Raw genomic sequence first — 24,980 nt, forward strand, 5'->3', positions numbered from 1 at the left:
ACAAAAAACGGCGGGATTCCCGCCGTTTTGCATGGCAGCGCCGGATCGACATCAGAACTTCGAGGACACCGCCAGGCCCCACTTGCGCTCCGCATCGCCGGTATCGGGCAGCAGGCCATTGGAATAATCCAGGCTCAGACCGACGTTCTGGTTGAAGTTGTAGGTCAGCACCGACTTCCAGTAATGGATGCTGCGGTCTCCCTGCAACGCCTTCAGGCCTGTAAAGGTCGTGGTGAAATCGAAGGGCAGCGCCGGATTGGTCGACGACAGCGTGAACCCGGCCTGCGCGCCCAGGCGGATGAAGTCGCGATGCTGGTCATACACATCCGGGTCACCGCGATTGATGTAGATACCGTTACGGCTCTGGCCTATCAGGATGGGCTTGAACGCCAGGCCATTGCCCCAGCGCAGGAAATCATTGAGCCCACCCGGCCGCACCGGCGTGAGGGTGAAGTTGACCGTCAGCAGGCGGCTGCCATCGGTGTTGTTGATCAGGTAGTCGGGACGCGCGGTCAGGTCTTCGGTATTGGCCGTATCGGCATGGGCGAAGTGGAAGGCCGACAGCATCCCGACCTGGGTGGTACGCGTGGTGGTGACGTCGCGATTGCCGGCATCATAAGTGGTCACCCGGTTCTGCTTGAAACCGACATAGGGCACCGCCTCATAGGTACTGCCCGGCTCGCCCAAGGGGCGCTTGTCCAGCGAATAACCGGTGTAGACCACCACATCATTGGTCCGCGACTGCGCCACGTCGTCATTGGCCAGCGCCAGCCGGGCCCGGTCCACCGAGGCAAAGCCGGCCTTGTCGCGGTGATCGATGGAGAGCTGGTCAGGATTGCCGCGCACGCGCACGTGATCCATCCAGCCGGCCTGTTGCGCGACAGCCGGTGCCGATGTTGTCGATGTTGCCGGCGTGGCCGGGCCGGCCGCCGGCGTGGCAGCACCACCCGCTGCCGTTGGCGCCACCCCCATGGCCAGGGCGGAGCCGGCATAGGCCATGGCGGGCGTGGCCTGGGCCGTGGTGCAGCTCAGCCCCGCCCGGTTGTTGTCGCGGAAAAAGGCGGTCACATCACTGCGGCCGCTCGGCTTGATCTGGGGATCCTTGCCATCCAGCAGCCGTTGCACTTCTTCGGCCATGTGATCGACGTTGCAGCTATCGCCCTGACAGGCCTGTCCGCTGGCTTTTTCAGCGGCGCGCTTCTGCAGCAGCCAGGCCACCAGCGCCCGTGGCGAGGATAGCGGTGCGGGCTCCTTGCCCACCGACAGATAGGCCGTGCTGACCGGATAGGTGCGGATCAGGCTGGCGGCCAGTTGATCCTTGTCCAGTGTCAGGTCGTTGCGGCACAGACCGCTAAGCTCGGCCGCCTGGGCCAGCGAGAGGGAGACAGGCGCGGCCAGCACCAGGGTGGCCGCATAGCGTGGGAGTCGTCGTCGCATGGAATGGAAGGGATGAGCAGTCAAGGGATTGGGAGAATGGGGAGAACGGGGAGAACGGGAAAAACAGGGACAGCGCGGCACCAGCAAAGAACGACAGCACCGCGCAAGGAAAACGGAAGAAAGCTTCCAGCAGAATGGGACTGGCTGAACCGGACGCCGGGCGCCCGGGAATTGCCGAGAAGTACCAAAGATGACCGAGGATCACCCGTGAATCACCAGCGAGCGCCAGACCCGCCGCTTCAGCCGGCCGACAGCGGCAGTCCCGGCAGCGGGCGCAGGTCCAGCTGGCCCAGCAGGTAGGGCTGGATCACCAGCTTGTAGCTGTCCAGGTCAAAACCCTTGAGGCTGGCCGCCGGACGGGCCGGCAGCTGGCGGTGGTCGCGATCCAGCGAGCCCAGGTAGCGCCAGTGATCGATCACATGCACCTGCTGCCAGCCCTCGCCCTGTTCAACGATGCCCATCGGGCCGGCGTAGGGCCAGGGCAGGATGCGCAGGTCTTCCAGCGCCTGCATCAGGCGCTGATGGTGCTGCTCGGGGGATTCCTCGCCGGTGCAGGCGCCGCGGCAGCGACGGATCTGGCGACCAAAACAGGCCATGCCGAAACCGCCCGGCTGCTCCAGCCCGGTGACGATGGAACACAGGCCATGGCCCTGCACCAGCTTGTGCAGCGCTTCCTGCGCCGCGCGTTCGCTGGTGAAGATGCCGAACAGGTTTTCGGCGCGGCTGAATTCACGCTCGGCCACCTGCGTGACCTGTGGCTGGCCCTCCGCGCTCAGGCGCAGGGTGAACAAGCCGCGCTTGCTGCGTTGCTTCTTGTTGTGAGCCGGGCGCAGGTCGCGCAGCAGAGAGTTTTCCAGCAGGGCCGCGCCCAGTTCGCCGGCCGTGCGGCGGCACTCGATACGACGGGTCTGGCCGATCAGGAACTGCTCTTCATGGTTGTGCAGATGCGCCAGCACGCGGCTGCGCAGGTTGACGCTACGCCCCACGTACAGCGGGGCATCGTCCACGCCACGGAAGATGTAGACGCCGCAGGCATTGGGCAAGGCCTCGATGCTGGCACGCTCGATATGCAAGGGATAGCTGAAGGTCGCCGCCCGATGCGCCGCAGGCTGGGGCGCATTGAAGGTGGCCAGCGGATGACCGGGGGCCCCCATGCCGCGCTGTCCTTCCTGGGCCAGCAGGCGCTCCACCAGTGCTGCCGGCAGCTTGCGCGGCGCGGCACCACCCGGCGCCACGGCGCTCGCGTGTGGCATCAGGGAAGGCATGGCGGCCTGCAGGGGACGGGTGAAAAGCTGGGTCAGCGAAGTGCGGTGGCTGAGGGTATTCATGGCGTGGGCCAATTCCTTCTTGGTATTCATGACACGTCTGGACGTGCTCTACGGGTTTTGCAGAAGGCCCGGATGCACCAGGCCTTGAAGTTAAAGTGGATTATGAAGTTGGCCCGCCGCGCCCACAGTCGGCAGGAAGATGAAGATCGTGTAGGACATTGCCGCCCTGCCCAGCTTGGCGGCCACAGCGCCGCCAGCGCACGAACCTGGTTCAGACGGGCTCGAAGGCGTCCAGCATGGCCTTGCTCAGCCGCTGCCTGGCCTTGCCGAAACCGGCCCAGGGATCATGGTCCTGGAGGTCCTTGAGCCGCTGCGGCATGGTGGCGACCTTGAAATGATCGGCCGTGATGCCCTGTTCCAGCTCTTCCCAGGTGATCGGCACCGACACCGACGCCCCCGCCCGGGCGCGTACCGAATAGGCGACCACGGTGGTCGCTCCCGGGGCATTGCGCAGGTAATCGATGAAAATCCTGCCCTGACGCGCCGCCTTGCTCATGCGGGCAATGAAACGGTCCGGCAGCACCCGGGCCAGATGAGCGGCCACCCGGTGCGCCCAGTCCTTGACCACATCCCAGCGATGATCAGGACGGATCGGCACCATCACATGCAGGCCCTTGCCCCCGGAGGTCTTCAGGTAACACGCCAGGCCTATCTCCTGCAGCAGGCCGCGCACCAGCTGCGCACCCTCCACGACCGCAGCCCAGGGCACATCCGGCGCGGGATCGAGGTCGAACACCACCCGGTCGGGCTTATCAAGCGCACGGCCGGTGGCGCCCCAGGCATGCAGTTCGAGCACGCCCATCTGCACCGTCGCCACCAGGCCGGCAACATCGTTGACCATCATGTATCGGGCGCTGCCCTCGCCTTCCGGGACCTCGATGGCGTCAATCGCCTCTGGCATCCCCTGCCCGATGTGCTTCTGGAAAAAGCATTGACCACCCTGCCCGTCCGGACAGCGCACCAGCGACAAGGGCCGTTGCTTCAATTCGGGCAGGATGAACCCGGCCACACTCTGGTAGTAGCGGGCCAGTTCCAGCTTGGTCAGGCCGGTGTCGGGGAAGAGGATCTTGCCAGGATGCGTCAACTTCACCCCTGCGACCGTCACGGGTCGGGAGAGATCCGCCTTGGTCGCAGCTTTGCTGCCACCGGCCTTATCGTTGTTACCGCTCTCATCGCCCTCATCGCCTTCATCGGCCGGCTGCGCCAGGGCTTGCTCCGTCTCGCGCACGATGTCACGGGCCTGCTTGTCCTCCCGCAGCGCCAGGAAACTGCCGTGCCGCAGAATCCCCGAGCGGGTCCACTGCGCGAACCTGACTTCGGCCACCAGCTTGGGGGCCAGCCAGTGCACGCCGCGCCGCTGCTGCCCCGTCGGCGGGTTGACGAAGGCCGGCTGGTCCCGCTCCAGCTTGCGGAACTGCTTCAACAGCTGCTCCAGCAGGCGATCATCGAAACCGGTGCCGACCCGTCCGGCATACCGCAGCTGTCCCTTGTCGTCATGGACGCCCACCAGAATGGCACCGAATCCGCTGCGCTGGCCAGCCGGCTCGGTATAGCCGGCGATCACGAATTCCTGGCGATGCTCGCACTTGAGCTTGAGCCAGTTGCGGTCGCGACGTCCGGTATAGGGGGCAGCGGCGCGCTTGACCACGATGCCCTCCATGCCATGCTGGCAGGCGTGCTGGAACACCTCATCGGTATGGCCGACGATGTGTTCGCTGTAGAGCAGCAGTCCGTCTTCATCCGCGCCGGGAATCAGGGTGCGCAGCAATTCCTTGCGCTGCAGGAGCGGAACCTCCCGCAGGTCGTGACCATTCAGGAACAGCAGATCGAAGGCATACAGCGCCAGCCGGATGCCATTGGCCTGCTGCCGGTCGCCGCGCGCCAGGGTCTGCAGGGCCTCGAAGCTGATCTGCCCGTTCTCGTCCAGCGCCACCACTTCGCCGTCGATCCAGGCATCGTCCACCGGCAGTCGTTCCAGGGCCTTGACCAGGATCGGCCAGCGATGGCTCCAGTCCAGGCCTTCGCGGGTGAAGATGGCGGCCCGACCGGCGTCGATGCGGCACAGGCCGCGATAGCCATCGAACTTCAGTTCGCTGAGCCATTCATCACCCTGCGGCGCCTGATCGACCAGCGTCGCCAGTTGCGCGTCCATGGTATCCGGCAGCTTGGTTGGACGTGGCTGGGCGTCTGCTGCCTCTGCGCTGGAGGGTGGCTGTCTGGAGGACTTGGATGCTTTCTTCGGCCGGGCCGCTCGCTGGTTCTCCTGCCCTTTGTCACCTGCGCCCACCTCGTCACCGCGATCCTTGACGCTTTCCGGCCGCAATTCGGTGATCGCGGCTGCCTTGCCGCTGCGGGCGGCATCGTCATCGTCCTTGATGAGCAACCAGTTTTCCTTACCATCGGCCGCCGGCTTGCCCATGCGGACCAGCGCCCAGCGTCCCTGCAGCTTGTCGCCCTGGAGTTCGAAACTGAGATGGCCCTTCTTCAGGCCGGCGTGCACGTCGCCCTGCGGCAGCCACTGGCCGCGGTCCCATAGCACCACATGGCCTGCGCCGTACTGATGTTCCGGGATGTCGCCTTCGAAAGTGCCATAGTCCAGCGGATGGTCTTCCACCCGCACGGCCAGCCGCTTGTCATGTGGATCCAGGCTCGGCCCCTTGGGAACGGCCCAGCTCTTGAGTACGCCATCCAGTTCCAGGCGGAAGTCGTAGTGCAGGCGCCGTGCATGGTGGCGCTGGATGAAGAAGTGCAAGCCGTCCTCGCCCGCCCGGGCTGACCGGCGGCCTTTGCCGGAGGGCTCCGGAGTGAGCGTGAAGTCGCGCTTGGCATGATAGCGATCCAGGGACGAAGCACTCATGCCTGTGCCCTGCGCGAGGTGCCGCTGCTTTTGGCGCTTTTACTGCTTTTGCTGCTTTTACTGCTTTTGCTGCTTTTACTGCTGCTCTTGGCGCTCGTGGTGCCAGCGGTGGCCTTGGCGCCATTGCGGGTGCTGCTACGCTTGGCAGCAGGTTTGCGGTCAGGCAGCTTGTGGACTTTGGCGCCCTGGGTCGGCTTATCTTGGTCCTCTTCCTTTCCCTCTTCTTCATCCGCATCGTCGCGACCGCTCTTGCGCGCCTTGGCCGACGCCTTGCCGCGCCCGTCCAGACTGCTCTTGAGCAGCGCCATCAGGTCCACCACCTTGGCCCCGCTGCTGGCGGGCGCGGCGGCTTCGTCGGGTTCGGCAACCTCATGGGTCTGCCGGCTCTTGATCTTCTTCTTGATCAGGCCCAGCACGTCATCGCGATAGGTGTCATGGAACTGCTCGGGCTCCCACTCGGCCGACATGTGATCCACCAGGGCGCGTGCCATCTCCACCTCCTGCCGGCTCACCGCCGCCTTCTTCGACTTGCGCGACGGCACCGGCAGGTCGTCCGGTGCGCGCAATTCGCTGGGGTAGCGCAAGGTGATCAGTTGCAGCATGTCGCCCTGCGGAATGAGGGCGGCCAGGTGCTGACGGGTGCGGATGACGATCTGGGCAATGGCCATCTTGTCGCTGGCCAGCAGGGTCTCGCGCAGCAGCGCATAGGCCTTGTCGCCCCCCTTGGCCGGGGCCAGGAAGTAAGGTTGCTCGTAATACAGGATGGGGACCTGCTCGCGCTCCACGAAGCTCTGGATGTCGATGCTCTGGGTCGCCTCCACATTGGCGCGGCGCAGGTCTTCGTCGGACATGAGGACGAACTTGCCGTCCTCGTATTCATAGCCCTTGATGATGTTTTCCCACGGCACTTCACGGCCGGATTTCTTGTTGTAGCGCTTGTAGCCCACCGGTGACAGATCACGCTTGTCCAGCAGCGTGAAGTCCAGTTCGTCATGCTTCTCGGCGGTATAGAGTTCGACCGGGATATTGATCAGCCCGAAGCTGATCGCCCCTTTCCATAGTGCGCGTCGCATCGCTTCCTCCACAGTCTTGCTGATGCGCCGATTATGCGAGCCCGGCCCCGCTGCCGCAGTCGGCCGGCGGATGAAGCCGGCGTAGGAATGTGCCGCAGCCGCGCGCCCTTCTCCACCTTCTCCTACACGGATTTACCGGATAGACCGATACAGCCGCGCCGGATGGCGTCTTACCCTTGAACGACTCATCCTCGTCCATGGAGCCGACATGTCCGCCACCGTTGCAGAAATCCTCATCGACACCCTGTACCAGATCGGGGTGCGCCAGATCTTCGGCGTCGTCGGTGACGCCCTGAATCCCCTCACCGACGCCATCCGTCGCGACAAGCGCATCGAATGGATAGGCGTGCGCCACGAAGAAGGTGCGGCCCTGGCCGCCGCCGGCCAGGCCAAGCTGACCGGTCGCCTGGCGGTCTGCTGCGGCACCACCGGCCCCGGCGCCAACCACCTGGTGGCGGGCCTGTATGAAGCCCGCAAGGACCACGCCCCGGTCCTGGCCATCTCCGGCGGCGTGCCAGCCGCGCGTCGAGGTACCGATTATCTGCAGGAAAATTCACCCGACCTGCTCTTTCGCGACGTCGCGGCCTACAGCCAGATCGTCACCAGCGCCGACCAGGCGCCTGCAGTCTTCCACCAGGCCATTGCCCAGGCCTACGCCCAACGCGGCGTAGCCCACCTGAACCTGCCGGCCGACATCATCGGTGCCCGTACCTCCCATACCGTCCCCAGCCTGCACACCCTGCGCGAGCGCGCCGAACTGGCGCCGCCGCCGTCCGACATCCAGGCCGCCGCCGAACTGATCAACGCTGCCGGCTCGGTCGCCATCTTTGCCGGCAATGGCTGCCGGGGCGCCATCGACCAGGTGCTGGCCCTGGCCAGCAAGTTGCAGGCACCGGTGATGCACACCTTCCGCGGCAAGGACCTGATGGCCTATGACCACCCGCACTGGATCGGCGGGGTCGGCCTGATCGGCGGCGCGCCGGGCACCGATGCGCTGCAGGCGGCGGAGTTGATGCTGATGCTGGGATCGGACTACCCCTATTCGGAATTCCTGCCCACCAAGTCCAAGGTGATCCAGATCGACGAACGCGGCTTCGTCCTCGGTCGGCGGGCGCCGGTCACGCTGGGGATCACCGGCTCGGTCGGTCCCAGCGTGCGGGCGCTGCTGGAAAAGGTCGAGGGCAAGACCGACGGCAGTTTCCTGCAGAAGGTCAATGGCGAGCGCGAACGCTGGAACGCCAAGCTCGACAGCGCCGCCGACATCAAGCGTCAGCACAAGAAGATCAAGCCGCAGAGCCTGGCCCGCACGCTGAGCGACCTGGCCGACGACGATGCGACCTTCGTGGTCGATACCGGCGTGGTGACGCTATGGTGTGGCAACTGGATCCGCCAGCGCGGGCAGCAGCGCATCCTGGCCTCCTTCAACAATGCCGCCGTCGGCACCTCGCTGGGCCAGGCCAACGGCATCCAGGCGCTGGATCGCCAGCGGCAGGTCGTGGTGGCAGTGGGCGACGGTGGCTTCACCATGTTGCTGGGCGAGTTCATGACCAGTGTGGAGCACAAGCTGCCCTTGAAGGTGGTGGTCTTCAACAACCGCGAATGGGGCCTGGTCCACCTGGAAATGGAAGAAGCCGGCATGCCCGCCTTCGAAGGTTCGGAATTCCCCAATGCCGATTTCGCCGCCTTCGCGCGCGCCTGCGGCGGCCAGGGTTTCACCGCCCGCACCCCCGACGAGCTGCAGGAGAGCCTGCAGCAGCTGCTGGCCGCGCCCGGCCCGGCGGTGCTGGATGTCTTCATCGATCCGTCCGAATTGCCGGTCATGCCGCACATCAAGATGGAACAGATATGGCGCTTTGGCCTGGCCAAGGTGCGCGAGAGCCTGATTGCCATGAAAGGAGGCTGAACATGGAAAGCCAGACGAGCATTGAGCAGCAACGCGAGGACTATGCCCGCGAATTGAAACGCCGCTTCGAGGACTACAAGCAGTGGGCCATGACGCACTGGCCGATAGCCGAGCAGCCCCTGGATGATGCCGCCTTCGTGGCCTCTCAGCGTGAAATGGAATTGCTGACCGGCAGCAGGCTGCACCCCGGCCGTCAACCCGATGCGATTCCTGCCGGTGGCCAGCAGCAGGCGCAGTTCGAGGATGTGACGCCGGCGCCATGGCCATGAACGGTGCCATCGGAGCCGCATAGAGGCACATAAAGGCAGATAGAGGCGCATTACTGCAGCATTGCCTGCATTCTTACGCAGGCTTGCGCCGCTGGCTTATACCGCAGCCCCGGACGGCACAGTAAGCTGGGTTTCACCGGTCACATCGTTTGCACATCGTTTGACCGATGCGTCGATCCGATCAGGTCTGCAAGAGATCTGCAAAAGGACTACATACATCGCGAAGACTGATATTTCAAAGTTAAAGGAGGTCATCATGAGCGCAAGCAAACAGAACAAGGATCATCGTCCCAACCAGTACGACACCCCTTCGGAAGTCGCGCTGGACGAAGCCAACGAGATGAGCTTCCCGGGCAGTGACCCGGTGGCCACCTCCAACATCACGCGCATCGAAAAGGCGCCCGAGATGGACAAGGCCAGCAACGATCACCAGAACCGCAACAAGGTTCGCCAGAACACCCCGGACTGATCCGTCATCCGCCCCCAACGAGGGCGGCCGGTGCATGCCGGCCGCCCTTTTTCCATCAGGGAGATTGAACATGAGCAATCGCTATCAACAATTGAAGGTCGCGGTCCTGGTGACCGACGGTTTTGAGCAGGCCGAACTGCTGGAGCCGAAAAAGGCGCTGGAAGCCGCCGGTGCCACCGTGCACATCCTCTCCGACAAGACCGACAGCGTGCAGGGCTTCAAGCATGTCGACAAAGGAGAATCGGTGTCCGTGGACGGTAGCCTGGACACGGCCCGCCCCGAGGACTACTCCGCGGTGCTGCTGCCTGGTGGTGTCGTCAACGGCGACGCCATGCGCCTGCTGCCGCAGGCCCGCAATTTCATCCGCGCCGCCAATGATGCGGAAAAGCCCATCGCCTCCATCTGCCACGGCGGCTGGCTGCTGATCTCGGCCGGCATCGCCAAGGGCCGCACCGTCACCAGCTGGCCCAGCCTGCAGGACGACTTCAAGAATGCCGGCAGCCAGTGGGTGGACCAGGAAGTGGTTCGGGACGAAAACTTCGTCTCCTCCCGCAAACCCACCGACATTCCGGCCTTCAACAATGAATTCATGAAGCTGCTGGATGAGCAGCAACGTCGCGAGCAGGGCCAGCAGCCTGACGCAACGGGCGGCGAGCCGGCATTGACCGAAGCCGGTGGCGAGGCTGACACCACCAGGCCGCGTCTGTCGGAAAAAGGCAGTGCCCCCGCCGCCCCACCCAGCCATGAAAACGAGGCCTTTGCCGTGGCCCATGGCCAGTCGCCGCAAAGCGATGGCTGATCGGGTCTGAACCATCGGGCTGCATACGGCTTCATACGGAAAGAGGGGCGATCCCCTCTTTTTTGCGTTTTGCCTTTTGCTGCGTAGTTTCGTCTCTGCAGACCTGAAGACTTGGAACCTGTAACCGGAAGCTTGCGGCGAAAACGCAAATGCCGTCCGCAACCTGCGTTACGGACGGCAACTACATCATCGGGACAGCTGTTACACCCCCGACATCACGTCAATGCATCAGCCCCTACGCTGCGCCAGGGCGGCGCTTGGCTTGTTCCAGCAATGCCAGGGCGACCTTCTCGGCTTCCTTGCGCTTCTTGCAGATACGTACCGGCTGACCCTTCAGGTCGTGCAGGTCCATATGCCAGAGGTGATCGATGCGGGTATCGAGATAGGCGACGTACTTGTGCTTGTCCAGCTTGGTCACGCGCGGCATGAAGTGACCGGCTTGCTGCTGTTCAACAGATTTGGCGAAGTGTTTCATGGCAAGTCTCCTCGGCACGGTGGCGAGACGGGACGTCATGACGGGCGGGGCAAGGCTGCTATCAGCATAGTCGATGAAGGCGGCAGCGAAAGGGCTTTTTGCCTTTTTCGCGGGACCGCCCCCATCATGGGCAGGGTTGGATGGCCTTATTTCTTGGCGGCATCCACCTTGCTCTTCAGGTCGCGGCCCATCTTCAGATGTTCCTTGAGCCCCGGCAGGGTCTTGGCGGCAAAATTCTTCACATCCGGGTCATCGGCGGAGGTAGAGGACTTCTGGAACAGCTTGACCGCATCCTCATGGGCCGACACTCCGATCATGCTGGCATAACGCTTGTCGAAGGTGTTGCCGGACAGCTTCTCGAGGATGGCAATCTTGGCGCGCTGGGCCATGCTCGGTTCGGTAGGCAGGGTGACATCCTTGCTGGAAGCCAATTGCTTGAGTTCGTCGCCCACGGTGCCATGCTGGTCGATCATCTTCTGCGCGAAATCCTTGACGGCCGGATTGCTGCTCTTTTCCAGCGCGACCTTGCTGGCCGCGATTTCGGCATTGCCGGCCTCGGCGGCCTTGGTCATGAAGCTCTTGTCCTTGCTGGTGACGGAGTCGGCCGAGGCGCTCAAGGCCAGCGTGGCGCCGGCAATGAACAATGCACCTGCGCCCAGCAGGCGGCGGGTGCGATGGCGGGTCATCAGATCCGAAGAGGCGAAGGGAATGGAACGCATGGCGATACTCCTTGTGGTTATGGTTGAGCTAAAGAGGGTGAGCCCGCGATGCCCTGCGTGGCATGTCATGCAAATACTGTAGTAAGGATGGCGTCTGCCTTGCATCAGACAGCGCCAATGAAACCTGTAGGAATCGATGAGCGCGAGGGAAGCATCCATGTGGCAGGAGGGCGAGCTGTCAGCTTGGCCGCCTCAGGCCTGCTCCTGCAACCGCTGGCGACGACGATTGCGCAGGTACAGGATCTGCCCCAGCAGTGCCGTCCCCAGCAGGAAGACATTGGACACCACGAACACCCAGTCGCCCTGCAGCAGACTGTAGGTCACGAAACCGGCCGAGGCCGCCAGTTGCCCGGCAAACAGCCAGTGCGACACGCCCTGGGTGGAACGACTGCGCCACTGCTCATAGACCTGCGAGGAGATGGTCAGCAGCAGGATCAGGGTGGCGCCCCAGCCGATGAGGTCAGTAATGTGATCGGACATGATGGTTTGGTGGGAGCCCGTACAGCCCCGGGAAGCGGTCGATGCAGCGATGGTGAAGCAGCCAGGCCAGCCATGCAGTCGGCCGGCCTCGCAAGCCACTGTAGGAAGAGTCCGCGGATGGCCGGTGATGCGGCGGCACGTCGGTGCATTCGCGCAGCCCTGCGCGAATCTGCCGACCCGACAATGGGGCGCTGTGGCATTGCGGCATGCGTGCGGCTTGCTTAGGCTGGAAGAGTAGTGGCAGTGGATGTAGTGAATGTGACGGTCGCCTGCCTGGCGGCCTGAAGAACACTGCACAAGTCACACTAGCCAATTTCGGTCTTCCGCTTTCGAGGCTTTTCCCACCCTTTTCCATTCTTTCCCAGGAGGTCAACATGCACGCTACCCGCACCATTGCCGACGTCATGACACGTGGCGCCCATACCTTGAGCCCTGACGATTCCGTGATCCATGCCGCCCAGGCCATGGAAGCCCTTGATGTCGGCGCCCTGCCCGTCTGCGATACACAGCGCAGGCTGGTGGGTCTGGTCACCGACCGCGACATCGTCCTGCGCGCCGTCGCGCCCAATCGCCTGACCGAGACCATGCCTCTGACCGAGGTGATGAGCCATGATGTCCTGTGGTGTTACGAGGATGAACCGGTGGACGATGTGCTGGACGATATGGTGCAGCGCCAGATCCGCCGCCTGCCGGTCATGGATCGCGAGCGCAATCTGGTGGGCATGGTCAGCCTGGGCGATGTCGCCGCCAAGACGCAGAATCGCGGTGTGGGCGAGGCTTTGGCGGAGATATCGCTGCCCGCAGCCCCCACCCGTGGCAGCATCGATCCCGCCTCCGCCGACGGCTATGCCCTGCCGGAAGTCAGGGACGGTGATCTGAGCGAGGTCAATCTGGGCCGAAGCTAGGCCTGGCGCGGGTGTCGGGCAGGAGCGACAACTTGGCGTGTAGGTTTTTTCCTACGCATCAATCGGGTACTGTCCGATCTTCTTTTTTGCAGTGCATCGCTACTATGCATTCCAACGAACTCGAAACCGAGGACCCGAATTCCGGCAAGAACGTCCCCCTCCGTCCTGCCATGAACACTGTCCATCCCCCATCGGTTTATCCCCACGAGTCGTTTTCATAAGCAGAAATTCTCCGAAGATTCCCCCGATCCTCGGCGTCTTATATCCCTCCCCCTCAGGCCGCCTCCCCAGGCGGCCATTTTTTTGCCTGCGGGATTTGCCGCCTTTGCCGCCTTAACCGATTGCCGCTCCCTCCTCGGCTCTAAACCCCGCCTCTTGCTTGGCCCCCGTGTTCCCGTTGTACGGCGATGTAGTCCAGCGCATCGGCATAGGCCGCATCGCTGTTGCTGCGCAGCGCTTCGCAGACGTGGGTGGACGCCGGGTCCTGGCCATTGGCGCCGATCAGGACGATACCGCGAAATCCACCGCCTTTGGCCTGCTGTACGCCAGGCTGCAGCACAGGCGTACGCAACTCGTCGAGCTTGTCGCCGCCAGGAATATCGATGGGGATGCTCATGGAAGGCTCCTGAAAAAGTGAAAGTCTGGAAGATTCCCGGGGCGGCAAGCTGATGCAGGTCAGCCATCGGTGCATCGGCCACCGCCTTGGGCCAAGAAGAAGTATTCTTGTCAGGATAAAAAACGCTGAAGGAAAAGACAGCAAGAAGCCGCCGGGGATCTACGTAGGAAGGGGCGAAGATGAGTTCCCCCTGGCGCGTTGCATGAGGTCTGTTTCTTGACGCGTCTGCTTTTACCTGGAACCGTCATGCCCATCAATTACCTGCGCCGTCTCACCAGTCCGGCGCGCACCGACCTGTCCAATCGCCACCTGGGGCGTTCGCTGGCCTTCATCGCCGGTGCCGTCAATGCCGGCGGCTTCCTGGCGGTCGGGCAGTACACCTCGCACATGTCGGGCATCGTCTCCTCCCTGGCCGACAATCTGGTCCTGGGCGAGACCTTGCTGCTGGTCTCGGGCGCCAGCGCGCTGCTGTCCTTCCTGCTGGGGGCCGCCTGCTCGGCGGTGATGATCAACTGGGCCAGGCGCCGCGGCCTGCACAGCGAATATGCCATGCCCCTGATGCTGGAAGCCATGCTGCTGCTGTGTTTCGGCATCCTGGGCAGCAATCTGGAGAACCATCGGCTGCTGTTCGTGCCGGTCACGGTGGCGCTGCTGTGTTTCGTGATGGGCTTGCAGAACGCCATGATCAGCAAGATTTCCCGCTCCGAAATCCGTACCACTCACGTGACCGGCCTGGTCACCGACATCGGCATCGAGATCGGCAAGATGTGCTACTGGACCCTGGCCCCGCGCCAGCCCGGCGAAATGCACCAGGAAGACCCGGTCCCTGGGGCGCGCCGCAAGTTCATGCTGCTGTCTTCCCTGTTGCTGATGTTCTTCGTGGGGGGCGTGGCAGGCGCGCTCGGATTCAAGGCCGTGGGCTTTGTGGCGACCATGCCGCTGGCGGCGGGATTGTTCGTGTTGGCGCTGGTGCCGATGATGGATGACCTGGCACGTTCCTGAAGGCGTATAAATGCCCGACTTCGCCGGGAAAATTAAGGAATTTCGATAAAAACCCGAATTCAGCCTCCTAAATTAGGAATTCTCGATTCCCGTTAAGAGATTTCGGAAAACCAGACGCAAAAAAGGCGCTCTGCGCGCCTTTCGTTTTCTTGTTATCGACCTGTCTGGTCGCTGGTCCCTGCAGTTCTCAACTCCATGGGTGAAAAGCGACGGATGCGACAAGCATTGCCTGAGGTGCCATGCCCTCATCAGCCTTGCTGTTGGGGCGTGCTGTCGGACTGCTGTGGCTGCTGGGTGCCCTGGGTATGCTCCGACGGGGTGCTCTGGCTCATCTGCGGCTGCGCCGAGGTGCTGGCGGTAGTGCCGTTCTGGCCATTCTGTGCTGCAGCAGCCGCGGCAGCAGCGGCATTCTTGCGACCGTGGCTGTTCAGGCCACCCTTGCGTCCGGCTTCGCGTGCTTCGGCGGAGCTGAACTCATGGGCTGCACCCTTGGCGTGGGCTGCCTTGCCGCCCATGCTGGCGATCTGACGCTGCTTTTCCCTGTCCATGGCGGCAAAGCCGCGATTGCTGGTCCCCGGATTTTGTGAATTTGCCATGTGTGACTCCTTGTCTTTGGTTGGTCGAGGTTGAGCGGACGAACCTGCCACCTGCCTGCCCTACTGCCCTGCGCGAGCTGACCGGCGGCACAAAACATCTGTCCACGTCTGCAGTGTAGAAAGCCTCACCGAACCTCACTATCGGAAGAGCTCCCCAGCCCTTGTCAGTACTGACTGTAGGAAATGTAGGAATCGGTGAAGATGAGCTTGTCTTATGGCAACAAAATAAGCGTATTTCTGAATGCCAAAGTGAAGCATGCTCGGGGCGGGCGCCGAGGCAATCTGGGGGCTAGAGCGCTGGAAAGGACTGAATACAATTCAGATTCAGTCCATGGTCTGGAGAAATGCAGCTGAAAAGCAGTGTTGGATGTTTGCAGTCGGAGCAATGTGGCGAGAGTCAGGGTTGAGCACCTTGATCATCGGAAATGCCTCTGGAATCCATTTCACGCACAGCAGATAGTTGCGTGAGCAATTCCGGTAACCATACTTGAGTCGTCTCCCACACCACATCGAGATTGATGTCGAAATAGCCATGGGCCATGCGATTGCGCATATTTCGCATGCTGCGCCATCGCACTTGAGCATGCACCTGCGTGAACTCAGGATAAGCATCCATCACCTTGGTGGCTGCCTCGCCGATGATGATGAGGCTCATGATGACGGCCTGCTGGGTGCGTTTGTCAGTCAGGAAGTCGGCTTTCTCCAGTCCTTTCACGAAGCTGCACGCATCGGTCGCAGCTTGCTGGATATGGTCAAGGTAGTCGGGCAACCGATGGTGTTCACTCATACCGGCAGCGCCTCAGCGAGCACCTTGGCCCGGAACGTCGGCGGCAGGTCTTCAGGCGTCAGCAGATCGACATCGACGCCGAGCAGCGATTTCAACTCATCTTCCAGATCGCCCAGGTCCAACAGGGTGGCCCCAGGCAGTGCGTCAACCAGCAGGTCAATGTCGCTACCGTCCTGGTCGGTGCCGTGCAGCACCGAGCCGAAGACGCGCAGGTTCGCGGTACGGAAGCGGCCTACGGCTTCCCGCACTGCAATTCTCTTCATGTCAAGCGCAACGGAGGGGCGCATGGGCATCCTTTCTTGTCGAAACTCACTGCAATGGCCGGGGCAGGAATGCCATTCTAAAAGCATTTTCCAGAATCGCAATGCACCGATGCCCCCTCTTCGCCCCCGAACTCGACCAGGTCGCCCTCCTCAACAAGAGCTTCAGTCTTTTGCCCGCTCATCCGCAGTTTTTGTCACACTCCAAAACAATTACTGTATATTTATACAGTTATCTTCGTCTTCACCAGTACGTCTGCTCCACCATGTTGCCTCCATCGTCCCCGGTGCATCGTCCGGAAAACATCCATCCTTCGCTCTGGCTGGCGTCCCAGCTGGCGCGTGGGGGTGGGCACGGGGTGTCCAGCGGTTTCGAGGCGCTTGATGCCGAGTTGCCGGGACGTGGCTGGCCGACCGGGGCGCTGATCGAATTGCTGCTGCCCCAGGATGGCATCGGTGAACTGCGCCTGCTGCGCCCACTGCTGGCGCGAGCGCCAGCCAGCGCCCAAAGAGCCGTCCGGATCACCCGCGCCGAACGCATCGCCCTGCTGCAGGCACCGCACCAGGTCAATGCCCCCGGCTGGGTGCATCTGGGTGTGCAGGCGGCCCGGCTGCTGCATCTGCAGGCCGATAACGCGGTCGATGCCTGCTGGGCAGCGGAGCAAGTCCTGCGCGCCGATAGCTGTCACGCGCTGCTGATGTGGCAACCCAGGCTGCGCAAGGGTGAGCACGATCTGCTGCGCCGGCTGCATGTGGCGGCGCAAGCCGGGCAAACCCTGTTTTTCATGCTGCGTCCCTGGTCCTGCGCGCGCGAGCCCTCACCCGCGCCCTTGCGGCTGACGCTGCAGGCTGCGCGGGACGGACTGGAGATCGGCTTTCTCAAGCGGCGCGGGCCGCTGCGCGAACAAAGCCTGTTTCTTCCCCTGACGCCTTCACCGAATCTGCAACGCCATGTCCCCACTGTGGATCGCCGTACACCTGCCACTGCTGCCGCTGGAAGCATTCCGTCCAAACTGGCTGGATGAAGCCCCGGCGGTGGTCTTCGAGCGCGAGCGCGTCACCGCGCTGTCGGCACCTGCGCGCGCGCTGGGCGTGCAGGAAGGCATGCGGCGCGGTGGCGTGCAACTGCTGGCGCCGCAGGCGCTGCTGCAGGAGCGTGACCCGCTGCGCGAACAGGGTCTGCTGGAACAGACAGCGCTGGCCCTGCTGCAATACACGCCCCAGGTCACACTGGCCCCGGACGCCTGTGTGCTGCTGGACGTCAGCGCCAGCCTGCGCCTGTTCGGCGGCATGCGGGCGCTGTGCCGCAAGATTGGCGTCACCATCGCCCGGCTCGGGGTGTCGGCCACCCTGTCTTCTGGCGTCACCGCGACCGGGGCCTGGATGCTGGCGCGCTACGGCAATGTGCGTACCCTGCGCAGCGGTTCCCTGCAACGACGCCTGGATCGCTTGCCGGTGATCTTGCTCAGTGCCGCCCAGGCCCACCTCGAATGGCTGCATGGCCTGGGCTGCCGCCAGCTGGGCCAGTTGCGGCGGCTGCCGCGCCCCGGCCTGCAACGGCGCTGCGGCCGGGCGCTGCTGGACATGCTGGACCGTGCCTATGGCGACCTGCCGGAACTGCATGAATGGGTGGTGGCGCCGCCGGTCTTCAAGGCCCGCGTGGAGCTGCCCGACCGCATCGAGCACACCGACATCCTGGCCGCCTATGCCCAGGGGCTGCTGGTACAACTGGCCGGCTGGCTGGCGGCGCGCCAGTTGAGCATCAAGCAGTTACACCTGTGGCTGGAGCACGAACGCGGTCGCCAGGCCGTGGCGCCGACCGAATTGCGGATCGCCCTGTCGGTGCCGGCCTGGCAGGAAGACCACCTGCATACCCTGGTCAAGGAAAAGCTGGCCCGCTCCAGCCTGCCGGCGCCGGCCATCGCCCTGGGACTGGCGGCCGAGGAACTGCAAGCCATGCAGGCCGCCAGCGAACTGCTCTTCCCCGAACCCGGCGGCAGCCCGGAAGATCACCAACGCCTGCTGGAACTGCTGGTGGCCCGGCTGGGCGCGGACAAGGTGCGCCAGGCCGTGCCCCGCGCCGATCATCGGCCCGAGATCGCCAATCGCTGGTGCAGCGTCATGCAGCCGGCGACCACATTGCCGGCACCGCTGGTGACTGATCCGGCGCGCCTGCCACCGCGCCCGCTATGGCTGCTGGAAGAGCCCTTGCCCCTGCGCATGCAGCAGCACAAGCCGTTCTACCGCACACCTTTGGAATTCACCTCGCCGCCGGAACGCATCGAAGCCGGCTGGTGGGAAGGCCGCCCGCTGACCCGCGACTACTTCACCGCCCGCGATGCGCGTCATGCCTATTACTGGATTTTCCGGCAATGGCGTGGCGGCGAGGCCAGCGACGAAGAACCGCAGTGGTTCCTGCACGGACTGTTCGGCTAGGAGCACTGTATGCAAGCCCCTCTCCCTGGCATCGGTACTGGTAATGGCAATGACAGCGGCCTGCCCGACTATGCCGAACTGTATTGCCGCACCAACTTCAGTTTCCTGCAGGGCGCCTCGCATGCCCAGGAACTGGTGGAGCGCGCCATCGCCCTGGGTTATCGCGCCCTGGCCATCACCGACGAATGCACCCTGGCCGGGGTGGTGCGCGCCCATGCGGCCTGGCAGGAGCAGGTCAGCAAGAACCAGAGCCTGGATTTCAGGCTGATCATCGGCAGTTGCTTCCGCTTTACCCAACTCCGGGAAGACCCCGAGCACCCGCTGGCCCGCCTGACCCTGGTTGCGCTGGCCAGGAACCGGGAGGGTTACGGCAATCTCTCCGAGCTGGTCACCCTGGCCCGCACGCGTGCCGAAAAGGGCCAGTACCTGCTGGCCCCGGAAGACCTGAGCCAGCCGCCGCCGGCCTTGTCGCACCTGCGCGCCCTGCCCGATTGCCAGTTGATCCTGGTGCCGGATTACGCGGTCGGTGAAGACACCCTGGACGCCCAGTTGCGCTGGTTCGCCGGCCTGGCGCCCGGACGCTCCTGGGTCGGCCTCACACGCCTGTATCGCCCCCTGGACGAACTGCACCGCGAAGCGCTGGAGCAGGCAGCACGGCGCCATGGCTTGGCACTGGTGGCGGTGGGCGACGTGCAGATGCACCAGCGCTCACGCAAATACCTGCAGGATGTGGTGACCGCCATCCGCCTGGGCCAGCCGGTGCAGGAATGCGGCCATGCGCTGGCGCCCAACGCCGAGCAACACCTGCGGCCACGAATGCGGCTGTCGCTGGTGCACACGCGGCAGACCCTGGAGCAGACCCTGGCCATCGCCGCCGAATGCCGCTTCAGTCTGGCCGAGCTGCGCTATGAATATCCGGACGAGCTGGTGCCGCTGGGCATGAGCCCGGCCGACTACCTGCGCCAGGAAACCCTGGCCGGTGCCGCCAGACGCTATCCGCAGGGGCTGCCCGGCGAGGTGCGGCAACAGATCGAGGTGGAACTGGCGCTCATCGGCAGCAAGCACTATGAAGCCTACTTCCTGACCGTCTATGACCTGGTGCAATTCGCCCGTTCGCGCGGCATCCTGTGCCAGGGTCGGGGCTCGGCGGCCAATTCGGCGGTCTGCTATTGCCTGGGGGTGACCGAGGTCGATCCCACCTCCACGCGCCTGCTGTTTGCCCGCTTCATCAGCGAAAAGCGCGACGAGCCGCCCGACATCGACGTCGACTTCGAACACCAGCGCCGTGAAGAAGTGATCCAGCACATCTACCGCAAGTACGGCCGCCGCCGTGCCGCCCTGGCCGCCGCCGTCCACAGCTATCGCCCGCGTGGCGCGCTGCGCGAGGTGGGCAAGGCGCTGGGGGTGGACCCGGCCATCGTCGATACGGTGGCCAAGTCGCAGCACTGGTTCGACAGCCGCGAAGAACTGCTGGCGCGCTTTACCGAAGCCGGGCTGGACCCGGAACTGCCGCAGATCGGGCTGTGGGCCAGCATCACCGGCAAGCTGCTGCGCTTTCCCCGCCACCTGTCGCAGCACACCGGGGGCTTCGTGATCGCACGCGGGCAATTGTCGCGGCTGGTGCCGATCCAGAACGCCGCCATGCCAGACCGTTCCGTCATCGAATGGGACAAGGACGACCTGGAGTCGCTCCGGCTGCTCAAGGTGGATGTCCTGGCGCTGGGCATGCTCACCGCCCTGCGTCGATCGCTGGAGCTGGTGAGCCTGCGGCGCGGCTTGCCGCAGGTGATGCAGATGTACGATATCCCGCGTGAAGATCCGGTCACCTTCGAGATGATCTGCAAGGCCGATACCATCGGCGTGTTCCAGATCGAGAGCCGGGCCCAGATGAGCATGCTGCCGCGCATGCAGCCACGTACCCAGTACGACCTGGTGGTGCAGGTGGCCATCGTGCGGCCCGGTCCGATCCAGGGCGGCATGGTCCACCCCTACCTGCGCCGGCGTGAGCTGGTGCGCAATGGCGGCAGCTTCGAGTATCCCGACAACACCAGCAAGAGCGGCAAGATCAGGAAGGTGCTGGAGCGCACCCTGGGCATCCCCATCTTCCAGGAACAGGTGATGGACGTGGCCATCGAGGCCGCCGGCTATTCCCCCAGCGAGGCCGATGACCTGCGCCGCTCCATGGCAGCCTGGAAGCGCAAGGGTGGCATGGGGCCACACCATGAGCGACTGGTGCTGGGCATGACCGACAATGGCTATTCACGCGAATTCGCCGAAAGCATCTTCAACCAGATCGAGGGCTTCGGCGAATACGGCTTTCCGGAAAGCCATGCCGCCAGCTTTGCCCTGCTGACCTACTTCAGCAGCTGGCTCAAGTGCCATGAGCCGGAGGCTTTCCTGTGCGGCCTGCTCAATAGCCAGCCCATGGGCTTCTATTCGCCCTCGCAACTGATCCAGGATGCGCGCCGGCATGGGGTGCGGGTGTTGCCGGCCAATGTCGTGCGCAGCGCCTGGGAGTCCACGCTGGAGCTGCCCCTGGAGTCCACCTCCGGGCCGGCGCGTCCGGCCGTGCGGCTGGGCATGAGCCTGCTGCGCGGCATGCCGGCCGAGGCGGCGCAGCGCATCGAGCAGGCGCGCGCCGAGCACCCCTTTGCCGATGTCGACGACCTGGCCCGGCGCGCCGCCCTGGATCGCCATGCCCTGCAGGCGCTGGCGGCCGGCGATGCCCTGCGCGAACTGGCCGGCCATCGGCGTCAGGCCCTGTGGCATGCGGTGGGTGCGGTACCCGACCGTGACCTGCTGCGCAGCGCGCCACGCGGTGACGATGCGGTGCAACTGGAGACACCCGGCGAAGGCGAGCAGATCATCGACGACTACCGCGCCATGAACCTGACCCTGCGCCGCCACCCGCTGGCCCTGCTGCGACCGACCCTGCAGCGCCGCCGCTTCATGAGCGTGGCCGATCTGAACACGCTGCAGAACCGCCAGTTCGCCTGCTGCTGCGGCATCGTCACGGTGCGCCAGCGGCCGGGTACGGCCAAGGGGGTGATCTTCATGACGATCGAAGACGAGACCGGGTCGGCCAACGTCATCATCTGGCCGGCGGTGCTGGAACGACAGCGCAGCGAAGTGCTCAATGCGCGCCTGCTGGGCGTGTACGGAAGCTGGCAATGCCAGGGAGAGGTGCGCCATCTGGTGGCCGGACGCCTGGAGGACTGGACCCACCTGCTCGGGGAACTGCAGCCGCGCAGCCGTGATTTCTTCTGATGGATTGGCTGACTCAGGCGGCCAGCGCCATGCGGAAGGCATTGCGCCCTTCGCTCTTGGCCCGGTACAGGGCCAGGTCGGCCTGGTGCACCAGGGCATCCCACCCCAGCATCTGGCCCGGTGTGAGCACGGCCAGGCCGACACTGATGGTGACTGGCTGGCCATGGCCGAAGTCATGCTGGCGCACCGTCTCCAGCAGGTGCTGGGCGATCTGTCGTGCCTGCACCTCGGCCAGGCCGGGGAAGACCGCGCAGAACTCTTCACCACCATAGCGGCCCAGCAGACCGTTCTGGCGACAGCATTGGCGCAATAGTGCACCGATGTCGGCCAGCACGCGGTCACCCACCTGGTGGCCGTGGGTATCGTTGATCCGCTTGAAATGGTCGACGTCGATGAAGGCCAGGGTCAGCACCTGTCTGGCCTGTACCGTCTGCTCCAGCACCAGTTCGCCACAGCGCACCAGCTCGCGGCGGTTCAGGGTGCCGGTCAGCTCATCCACGGTGGCCAGGCGCTGCTTGTCGGCCAGCAGGCGTTCGAAATAGATCATCATCAGCGCCACCGACAGCAACAGGGTGCCACTGATGGGAATCAGGTAGATCAGGACGACCCCGAGGTTGCTCATCTCGGGCGGTTCGAACAGTTCCGGATGGCGCAGCGAGATGAAGAAGCGACTGACATAGCTGGCGCTGAGGATGAGCAAGGCGCCGATACCGACGCAGCGACCGAAGGTCCAGCGTGGATAACGCTCGGCCAGCGCGCCGGAGAGTCCCTTGAGGAATTCCCACAGCACCAGGCAGAACACCACCTGCAGCCCGCAGACAGCCAGGTAGGCGCGCTGGGTGAACGTGGATTCGGAGGCCAGCAGCGCCGCAAAGGCCGCGGCATAGACCACGATGAGCAGGCCCGGCCACCAGGCCGAGCGGCGCTGGTAGAAGCTGCGCAGGCCGCTCCAGGCCACGATCCCGGAGGAAAACAGCAGCGTATTGCCCAGCAACAGGCCCAGCGCGCGCAGCGTGCCGCCGAGGCCGGCATAGGCGACCACAGTAGTGCAGATGCCCAGTGCCGCCAGTACCCCGGACAGCGCCCACAGGCGGGTGAAGCGCTCCGAGGGCGTGCTGATGAACAGGCCCGTCATGATCACGCCACTGCAAAACTGAACGATGGCCAGCGCCAGGCTGGCGGTGAATGGATTCATCCGGATAAGCCCGTCCACGGGACGGGTGAAGATTGCAGAACGGGAGAGTGTCCGGTCAGGCCTGCAGGCAAGCTTCCGGAACCCCATCCGGTGCTACTGCCAGGCATCTGACGGCCTGGAAAGACGACACAGGCAGGACGCCGTCAGTGTAACCGAAGCCGCCGGAATGATAGTGATTTTCAGCAATATGACATGAAAAGTGAACGTTATTGCCGGGCTGGCAATATATCTGCACCCTTCATTACAGCGTCATTTCGGCTTCATTCACGTTCCAGCACGCGGGTATGCCCCCATTGGCCGGAGCGGCACAGCTGGTCGGTCACGTCCAGCACCAGTCGCTCCACGGCCGCCGCTGCCGTGGTCAGGGGGATGTTGCGGGAAGCGCATAAGACCAGGGTGCGCGAGATGGTTTCGCCGGCGATGGCATGGGCCACCATGTCGCCGCGCTCGATGTCGGCCAGCAGCGGCGCCACCGGCAGGATGGTGGCGCCGATATCGGCCAGGATGGCCGACTTCAGGATGGCCACCGAATTGATCTCGATGACATTGTCCAGGCTCATGCCCTGGGCGCGTACCAGGTTTTCGATGCGCGGGCGCACGCCATGGGCCAGGCCGGGCAGGATCAGCGGTGCCTGGATGGCGCGCGCCAGCGGCACGCCCTTGCGCCCGGCCACGCCGTACTGCGACTTGGTGCGGGTGATGTACAGCATCTCTTCCTCGATCATCGGCGTGGCCGCGAACGAGGACAGCTGACCATCATCGAACAGCACCGCCAGGTTGATGCGGCCGGACTTGAGCTGGGTGATGAGGTTGCCGGTCAGTTCCTCGGTCAGTTGCAGCGTGATTTCCGGATAGGTGGAACGCACCGCGTTCAACAGTGGCAAGGCCAGCGCATTGGACACGCTCTGCGGAATACCCAGCGCCACGGTACCCGAGGGCTTGTCGGTGGATTGCGCCACGGCCTGCTTGGCGTCCTGCACCTGCTTGAGGATCGCCAGCGCGTGCTCATAGAAGACCTTGCCGGCATCGGTGGCGATCACACCCTGGGCCGAGCGGTGCAGCAGTTGCGCTTCCATCTCGTCTTCCAGCTGGCGGATCTGCTGGGTCAGCGCCGGCTGGGCGATGTGCAGCACCCGTGCCGCCCGCGAGAGCGAGCCGTGATCGACGATGGCCACGAAGTAGCGCAGTTGGCGTAATTCCATGCGAAGGTTTTCCCTGCTGTCCAGCGAGTTGTCAAATTGTTTTACAGGCCCGGACGACTATTGAACATGCGGGTACGCGCATTCTCGATGTGGCCCCGCATGGCGCGCCGGGCGCCTTCGGCATCCTGCAGCCGGATCAGCTCGAAGATCTGGCGGTGTTCATCCATGGCGTCCTGCGAGCGCTTCCAGGGCGGGATATGCATCAGGTGGCGCAGCATGTTCACGGCGTGGCTGACATCGTATTCCAGCGTCTTCATCACCTGCACGAAGCGCAGGTTGCCGGTGGCCATGGCAATCGCTTCATGGAAGCCGAAGTCGTAATGGTGGGCGATGCCGCCGACCCGGTTGGCCTCTTCGAAGCCTTCCAGCAGGCGCTCCATCTGGTCCAGGTCCTGCTTGTTGCGACGCAGGGCCGCCATGTAGGCCGATTCGGGTTCCAGCACCAGGCGCAGTTCCAGGCCGTTCATGATGTGACCGATGCGGGTTTCGGGTTCGCCGTCCGGACGTGCCGGGGCCAGACCGGCCTTTTCCTTCACATAGGTCCCGGAACCCCGCAGGGATTCCACCAACTGGTCCTCGCGCAGCCGGTCCAGCGCCTGCCGCACCACCGGGCGCGAGACCTCGAACAGCGTGGCAAGGTCATTCTCGGAAGGCAGCTTGCTGCCCACTGCGATGCGCCCTTCCACGATGGCATGGAACAAGGTCTCATAGACGCGCTCGGCAAAACGTTCCGGCCGCACCGGACCCAGGCCGGCGGCAGCCAGGCTCAGGAGTTCGCTGGACGCGGCGGGGCGCGCCGGTTTGCTGGGGTTGGGCATCGATGCTCCGGGAGACTGGAATGGACGTTGCGCATGGTAGCGGATTTGCCACCCTCCCCGCCACCCTGGCGATGCAGGCAGTCAGCA

At 64.1% G+C, this 24,980-nt stretch carries 22 protein-coding genes and 1 pseudogene; 9 read left to right on the forward strand and 14 right to left on the reverse strand.

Annotated elements, in window-relative coordinates:
- Nucleotides 1–51: 51 nt before the first annotated feature.
- From HBH1_RS09615 to HBH1_RS09630, 4 genes are all read right to left on the reverse strand, one after another.
- Nucleotides 52–1,437, reverse strand: a complete 1,386-nt coding sequence (locus tag HBH1_RS09615) for a hypothetical protein (protein WP_199181557.1) — start codon at nt 1,435–1,437, stop codon at nt 52–54.
- Between the two features lie 239 nt (nt 1,438–1,676).
- On the reverse strand, nt 1,677–2,795 hold the full coding sequence (locus HBH1_RS09620) for a nucleotide excision repair endonuclease (protein WP_102662560.1): 1,119 nt from the start codon (nt 2,793–2,795) through the stop codon (nt 1,677–1,679).
- 181 nt (nt 2,796–2,976) lie between these two features.
- The gene (gene ligD, locus HBH1_RS09625; RefSeq protein ID WP_102662561.1) at nt 2,977–5,622 is read right to left on the reverse strand and encodes a DNA ligase D; all 2,646 of its coding nucleotides are present in this window, start codon (nt 5,620–5,622) and stop codon (nt 2,977–2,979) included.
- A complete protein-coding gene (locus tag HBH1_RS09630) occupies nt 5,619–6,695 on the reverse strand; it encodes a non-homologous end joining protein Ku (protein ID WP_102662562.1) in 1,077 nt (358 codons plus the stop codon). Before HBH1_RS09630 ends, ligD begins: the two co-directional genes overlap by 4 nt.
- 208 nt (nt 6,696–6,903) lie before the next feature.
- On the opposite strand from HBH1_RS09630, the gene HBH1_RS09635 reads away from it, so the two are divergent.
- From HBH1_RS09635 to HBH1_RS09650, 4 genes and pseudogenes are all read left to right on the forward strand, one after another.
- Nucleotides 6,904–8,598 carry a thiamine pyrophosphate-binding protein gene (locus HBH1_RS09635; RefSeq protein WP_102662563.1) on the forward strand — a complete coding sequence of 565 codons (1,695 nt, stop codon included), beginning with the start codon at nt 6,904–6,906 and terminating at the stop codon, nt 8,596–8,598.
- Nucleotides 8,599–8,600: 2 nt separating this feature from the next.
- Nucleotides 8,601–8,867 (forward strand): hypothetical protein, encoded by a 267-nt coding sequence (locus HBH1_RS09640; RefSeq protein ID WP_102662564.1) that lies wholly within the window; start codon nt 8,601–8,603, stop codon nt 8,865–8,867.
- A gap of 256 nt (nt 8,868–9,123) precedes the next feature.
- On the forward strand, nt 9,124–9,336 hold the full coding sequence (locus HBH1_RS09645; RefSeq protein ID WP_006465236.1) for a hypothetical protein: 213 nt from the start codon (nt 9,124–9,126) through the stop codon (nt 9,334–9,336).
- Between the two features lie 70 nt (nt 9,337–9,406).
- Nucleotides 9,407–9,949 (forward strand): annotated as a pseudogene (locus tag HBH1_RS09650) (type 1 glutamine amidotransferase domain-containing protein); the annotation flags it as partial.
- A gap of 421 nt (nt 9,950–10,370) precedes the next feature.
- On the opposite strand, the gene HBH1_RS09655 reads toward HBH1_RS09650, so the two are convergent.
- The 3 genes from HBH1_RS09655 to HBH1_RS09665 form a co-directional block, all read right to left on the reverse strand.
- The gene (locus tag HBH1_RS09655) at nt 10,371–10,610 is read right to left on the reverse strand and encodes a hypothetical protein (protein ID WP_102662566.1); all 240 of its coding nucleotides are present in this window, start codon (nt 10,608–10,610) and stop codon (nt 10,371–10,373) included.
- A 146-nt stretch (nt 10,611–10,756) separates the two neighbouring features.
- Nucleotides 10,757–11,329: a DUF4142 domain-containing protein gene (locus HBH1_RS09660; RefSeq protein WP_102662567.1), complete on the reverse strand. Its 573-nt coding sequence runs from the start codon at nt 11,327–11,329 to the stop codon at nt 10,757–10,759.
- A 192-nt stretch (nt 11,330–11,521) separates the two neighbouring features.
- Nucleotides 11,522–11,809 carry a PQ-loop domain-containing transporter gene (locus tag HBH1_RS09665; protein WP_166757899.1) on the reverse strand — a complete coding sequence of 96 codons (288 nt, stop codon included), beginning with the start codon at nt 11,807–11,809 and terminating at the stop codon, nt 11,522–11,524.
- A gap of 374 nt (nt 11,810–12,183) precedes the next feature.
- Here HBH1_RS09665 and HBH1_RS09670 point away from each other — a divergent pair, with 374 nt between their 5' ends.
- On the forward strand, nt 12,184–12,714 hold the full coding sequence (locus HBH1_RS09670; protein WP_102662568.1) for a CBS domain-containing protein: 531 nt from the start codon (nt 12,184–12,186) through the stop codon (nt 12,712–12,714).
- 361 nt (nt 12,715–13,075) lie between these two features.
- Here the strand turns inward: HBH1_RS09670 and HBH1_RS09675 are convergent, their stop codons facing one another.
- Complete coding sequence (locus tag HBH1_RS09675; RefSeq protein ID WP_102662569.1) at nt 13,076–13,330, reverse strand: hypothetical protein; 255 nt, start codon at nt 13,328–13,330, stop codon at nt 13,076–13,078.
- Nucleotides 13,331–13,576: 246 nt separating this feature from the next.
- Here HBH1_RS09675 and HBH1_RS09680 point away from each other — a divergent pair, with 246 nt between their 5' ends.
- Nucleotides 13,577–14,332, forward strand: a complete 756-nt coding sequence (locus HBH1_RS09680; RefSeq protein WP_102662570.1) for a YoaK family protein — start codon at nt 13,577–13,579, stop codon at nt 14,330–14,332.
- A gap of 248 nt (nt 14,333–14,580) precedes the next feature.
- On the opposite strand, the gene HBH1_RS09685 is transcribed toward HBH1_RS09680, so the two are convergent.
- From HBH1_RS09685 to HBH1_RS09695, 3 genes are all read right to left on the reverse strand, one after another.
- Nucleotides 14,581–14,928 (reverse strand): KGG domain-containing protein, encoded by a 348-nt coding sequence (locus tag HBH1_RS09685; RefSeq protein WP_102662571.1) that lies wholly within the window; start codon nt 14,926–14,928, stop codon nt 14,581–14,583.
- Between the two features lie 397 nt (nt 14,929–15,325).
- Nucleotides 15,326–15,715, reverse strand: a complete 390-nt coding sequence (locus tag HBH1_RS09690; protein ID WP_102662572.1) for a HepT-like ribonuclease domain-containing protein — start codon at nt 15,713–15,715, stop codon at nt 15,326–15,328.
- Nucleotides 15,712–16,002, reverse strand: coding sequence for a nucleotidyltransferase family protein (locus HBH1_RS09695; RefSeq protein WP_102662612.1), 291 nt, complete (start codon nt 16,000–16,002; stop codon nt 15,712–15,714). The genes HBH1_RS09690 and HBH1_RS09695 overlap by 4 nt, the downstream gene beginning before the upstream one ends.
- Before the next feature lie 239 nt (nt 16,003–16,241).
- Between HBH1_RS09695 and imuA the strand changes: the two genes are divergently transcribed.
- Genes imuA through HBH1_RS09710 form a run of 3 tightly spaced genes read left to right on the forward strand, consistent with a single transcriptional unit; the run spans nt 16,242 to nt 21,678 of the window.
- Nucleotides 16,242–17,000 carry a translesion DNA synthesis-associated protein ImuA gene (gene imuA, locus HBH1_RS09700; RefSeq protein ID WP_102662573.1) on the forward strand — a complete coding sequence of 253 codons (759 nt, stop codon included), beginning with the start codon at nt 16,242–16,244 and terminating at the stop codon, nt 16,998–17,000.
- Entirely contained in the window at nt 16,927–18,411 is a 1,485-nt protein-coding gene (locus HBH1_RS09705; RefSeq protein WP_102662574.1) for a Y-family DNA polymerase, read from the forward strand. The genes imuA and HBH1_RS09705 overlap by 74 nt, the downstream gene beginning before the upstream one ends.
- 9 nt (nt 18,412–18,420) lie before the next feature.
- Complete coding sequence (locus tag HBH1_RS09710) at nt 18,421–21,678, forward strand: error-prone DNA polymerase (protein ID WP_102662575.1); 3,258 nt, start codon at nt 18,421–18,423, stop codon at nt 21,676–21,678.
- Between the two features lie 13 nt (nt 21,679–21,691).
- Here the strand turns inward: HBH1_RS09710 and HBH1_RS09715 are convergent, their stop codons facing one another.
- From HBH1_RS09715 to HBH1_RS09725, 3 genes are all read right to left on the reverse strand, one after another.
- Nucleotides 21,692–22,873, reverse strand: a complete 1,182-nt coding sequence (locus tag HBH1_RS09715; protein ID WP_102662576.1) for a GGDEF domain-containing protein — start codon at nt 22,871–22,873, stop codon at nt 21,692–21,694.
- Between the two features lie 260 nt (nt 22,874–23,133).
- Nucleotides 23,134–24,075: a LysR substrate-binding domain-containing protein gene (locus HBH1_RS09720; RefSeq protein WP_102662577.1), complete on the reverse strand. Its 942-nt coding sequence runs from the start codon at nt 24,073–24,075 to the stop codon at nt 23,134–23,136.
- Between the two features lie 41 nt (nt 24,076–24,116).
- On the reverse strand, nt 24,117–24,893 hold the full coding sequence (locus HBH1_RS09725) for a FadR/GntR family transcriptional regulator (protein WP_077237178.1): 777 nt from the start codon (nt 24,891–24,893) through the stop codon (nt 24,117–24,119).
- Between the last annotated feature and the right edge of the window lie 87 nt (nt 24,894–24,980).

The sequence above is a fragment of the Herbaspirillum sp. BH-1 genome, assembly GCF_002870055.1.
Taxonomy (GTDB): Bacteria; Pseudomonadota; Gammaproteobacteria; order Burkholderiales; family Burkholderiaceae_D; genus Herbaspirillum; species Herbaspirillum frisingense.

Bases quoted from the DNA above. Each gene is read 5' to 3' on its own strand.
- HBH1_RS09640 (WP_102662564.1), top strand. From the start codon at position 8,601: ATGGAAAGCCAGACGAGCATTGAGCAGCAACGCGAGGACTATGCCCGC.
- HBH1_RS09620 (WP_102662560.1), bottom strand. From the start codon at position 2,795: ATGAATACCAAGAAGGAATTGGCCCACGCCATGAATACCCTCAGCCAC.
- HBH1_RS09715 (WP_102662576.1), bottom strand. From the start codon at position 22,873: ATGAATCCATTCACCGCCAGCCTGGCGCTGGCCATCGTTCAGTTTTGC.
- HBH1_RS09695 (WP_102662612.1), bottom strand. From the start codon at position 16,002: ATGCGCCCCTCCGTTGCGCTTGACATGAAGAGAATTGCAGTGCGGGAA.
- imuA (WP_102662573.1), top strand. From the start codon at position 16,242: ATGTTGCCTCCATCGTCCCCGGTGCATCGTCCGGAAAACATCCATCCT.
- ligD (WP_102662561.1), bottom strand. From the start codon at position 5,622: ATGAGTGCTTCGTCCCTGGATCGCTATCATGCCAAGCGCGACTTCACG.
- HBH1_RS09635 (WP_102662563.1), top strand. From the start codon at position 6,904: ATGTCCGCCACCGTTGCAGAAATCCTCATCGACACCCTGTACCAGATC.
- HBH1_RS09615 (WP_199181557.1), bottom strand. From the start codon at position 1,437: ATGCGACGACGACTCCCACGCTATGCGGCCACCCTGGTGCTGGCCGCG.
- HBH1_RS09660 (WP_102662567.1), bottom strand. From the start codon at position 11,329: ATGCGTTCCATTCCCTTCGCCTCTTCGGATCTGATGACCCGCCATCGC.
- HBH1_RS09685 (WP_102662571.1), bottom strand. From the start codon at position 14,928: ATGGCAAATTCACAAAATCCGGGGACCAGCAATCGCGGCTTTGCCGCC.
- HBH1_RS09720 (WP_102662577.1), bottom strand. From the start codon at position 24,075: ATGGAATTACGCCAACTGCGCTACTTCGTGGCCATCGTCGATCACGGC.
- HBH1_RS09725 (WP_077237178.1), bottom strand. From the start codon at position 24,893: ATGCCCAACCCCAGCAAACCGGCGCGCCCCGCCGCGTCCAGCGAACTC.
- HBH1_RS09675 (WP_102662569.1), bottom strand. From the start codon at position 13,330: ATGAGCATCCCCATCGATATTCCTGGCGGCGACAAGCTCGACGAGTTG.
- HBH1_RS09680 (WP_102662570.1), top strand. From the start codon at position 13,577: ATGCCCATCAATTACCTGCGCCGTCTCACCAGTCCGGCGCGCACCGAC.
- HBH1_RS09630 (WP_102662562.1), bottom strand. From the start codon at position 6,695: ATGCGACGCGCACTATGGAAAGGGGCGATCAGCTTCGGGCTGATCAAT.
- HBH1_RS09655 (WP_102662566.1), bottom strand. From the start codon at position 10,610: ATGAAACACTTCGCCAAATCTGTTGAACAGCAGCAAGCCGGTCACTTC.
- HBH1_RS09710 (WP_102662575.1), top strand. From the start codon at position 18,421: ATGCAAGCCCCTCTCCCTGGCATCGGTACTGGTAATGGCAATGACAGC.
- HBH1_RS09690 (WP_102662572.1), bottom strand. From the start codon at position 15,715: ATGAGTGAACACCATCGGTTGCCCGACTACCTTGACCATATCCAGCAA.
- HBH1_RS09665 (WP_166757899.1), bottom strand. From the start codon at position 11,809: ATGTCCGATCACATTACTGACCTCATCGGCTGGGGCGCCACCCTGATC.
- HBH1_RS09645 (WP_006465236.1), top strand. From the start codon at position 9,124: ATGAGCGCAAGCAAACAGAACAAGGATCATCGTCCCAACCAGTACGAC.
- HBH1_RS09705 (WP_102662574.1), top strand. From the start codon at position 16,927: ATGTCCCCACTGTGGATCGCCGTACACCTGCCACTGCTGCCGCTGGAA.
- HBH1_RS09670 (WP_102662568.1), top strand. From the start codon at position 12,184: ATGCACGCTACCCGCACCATTGCCGACGTCATGACACGTGGCGCCCAT.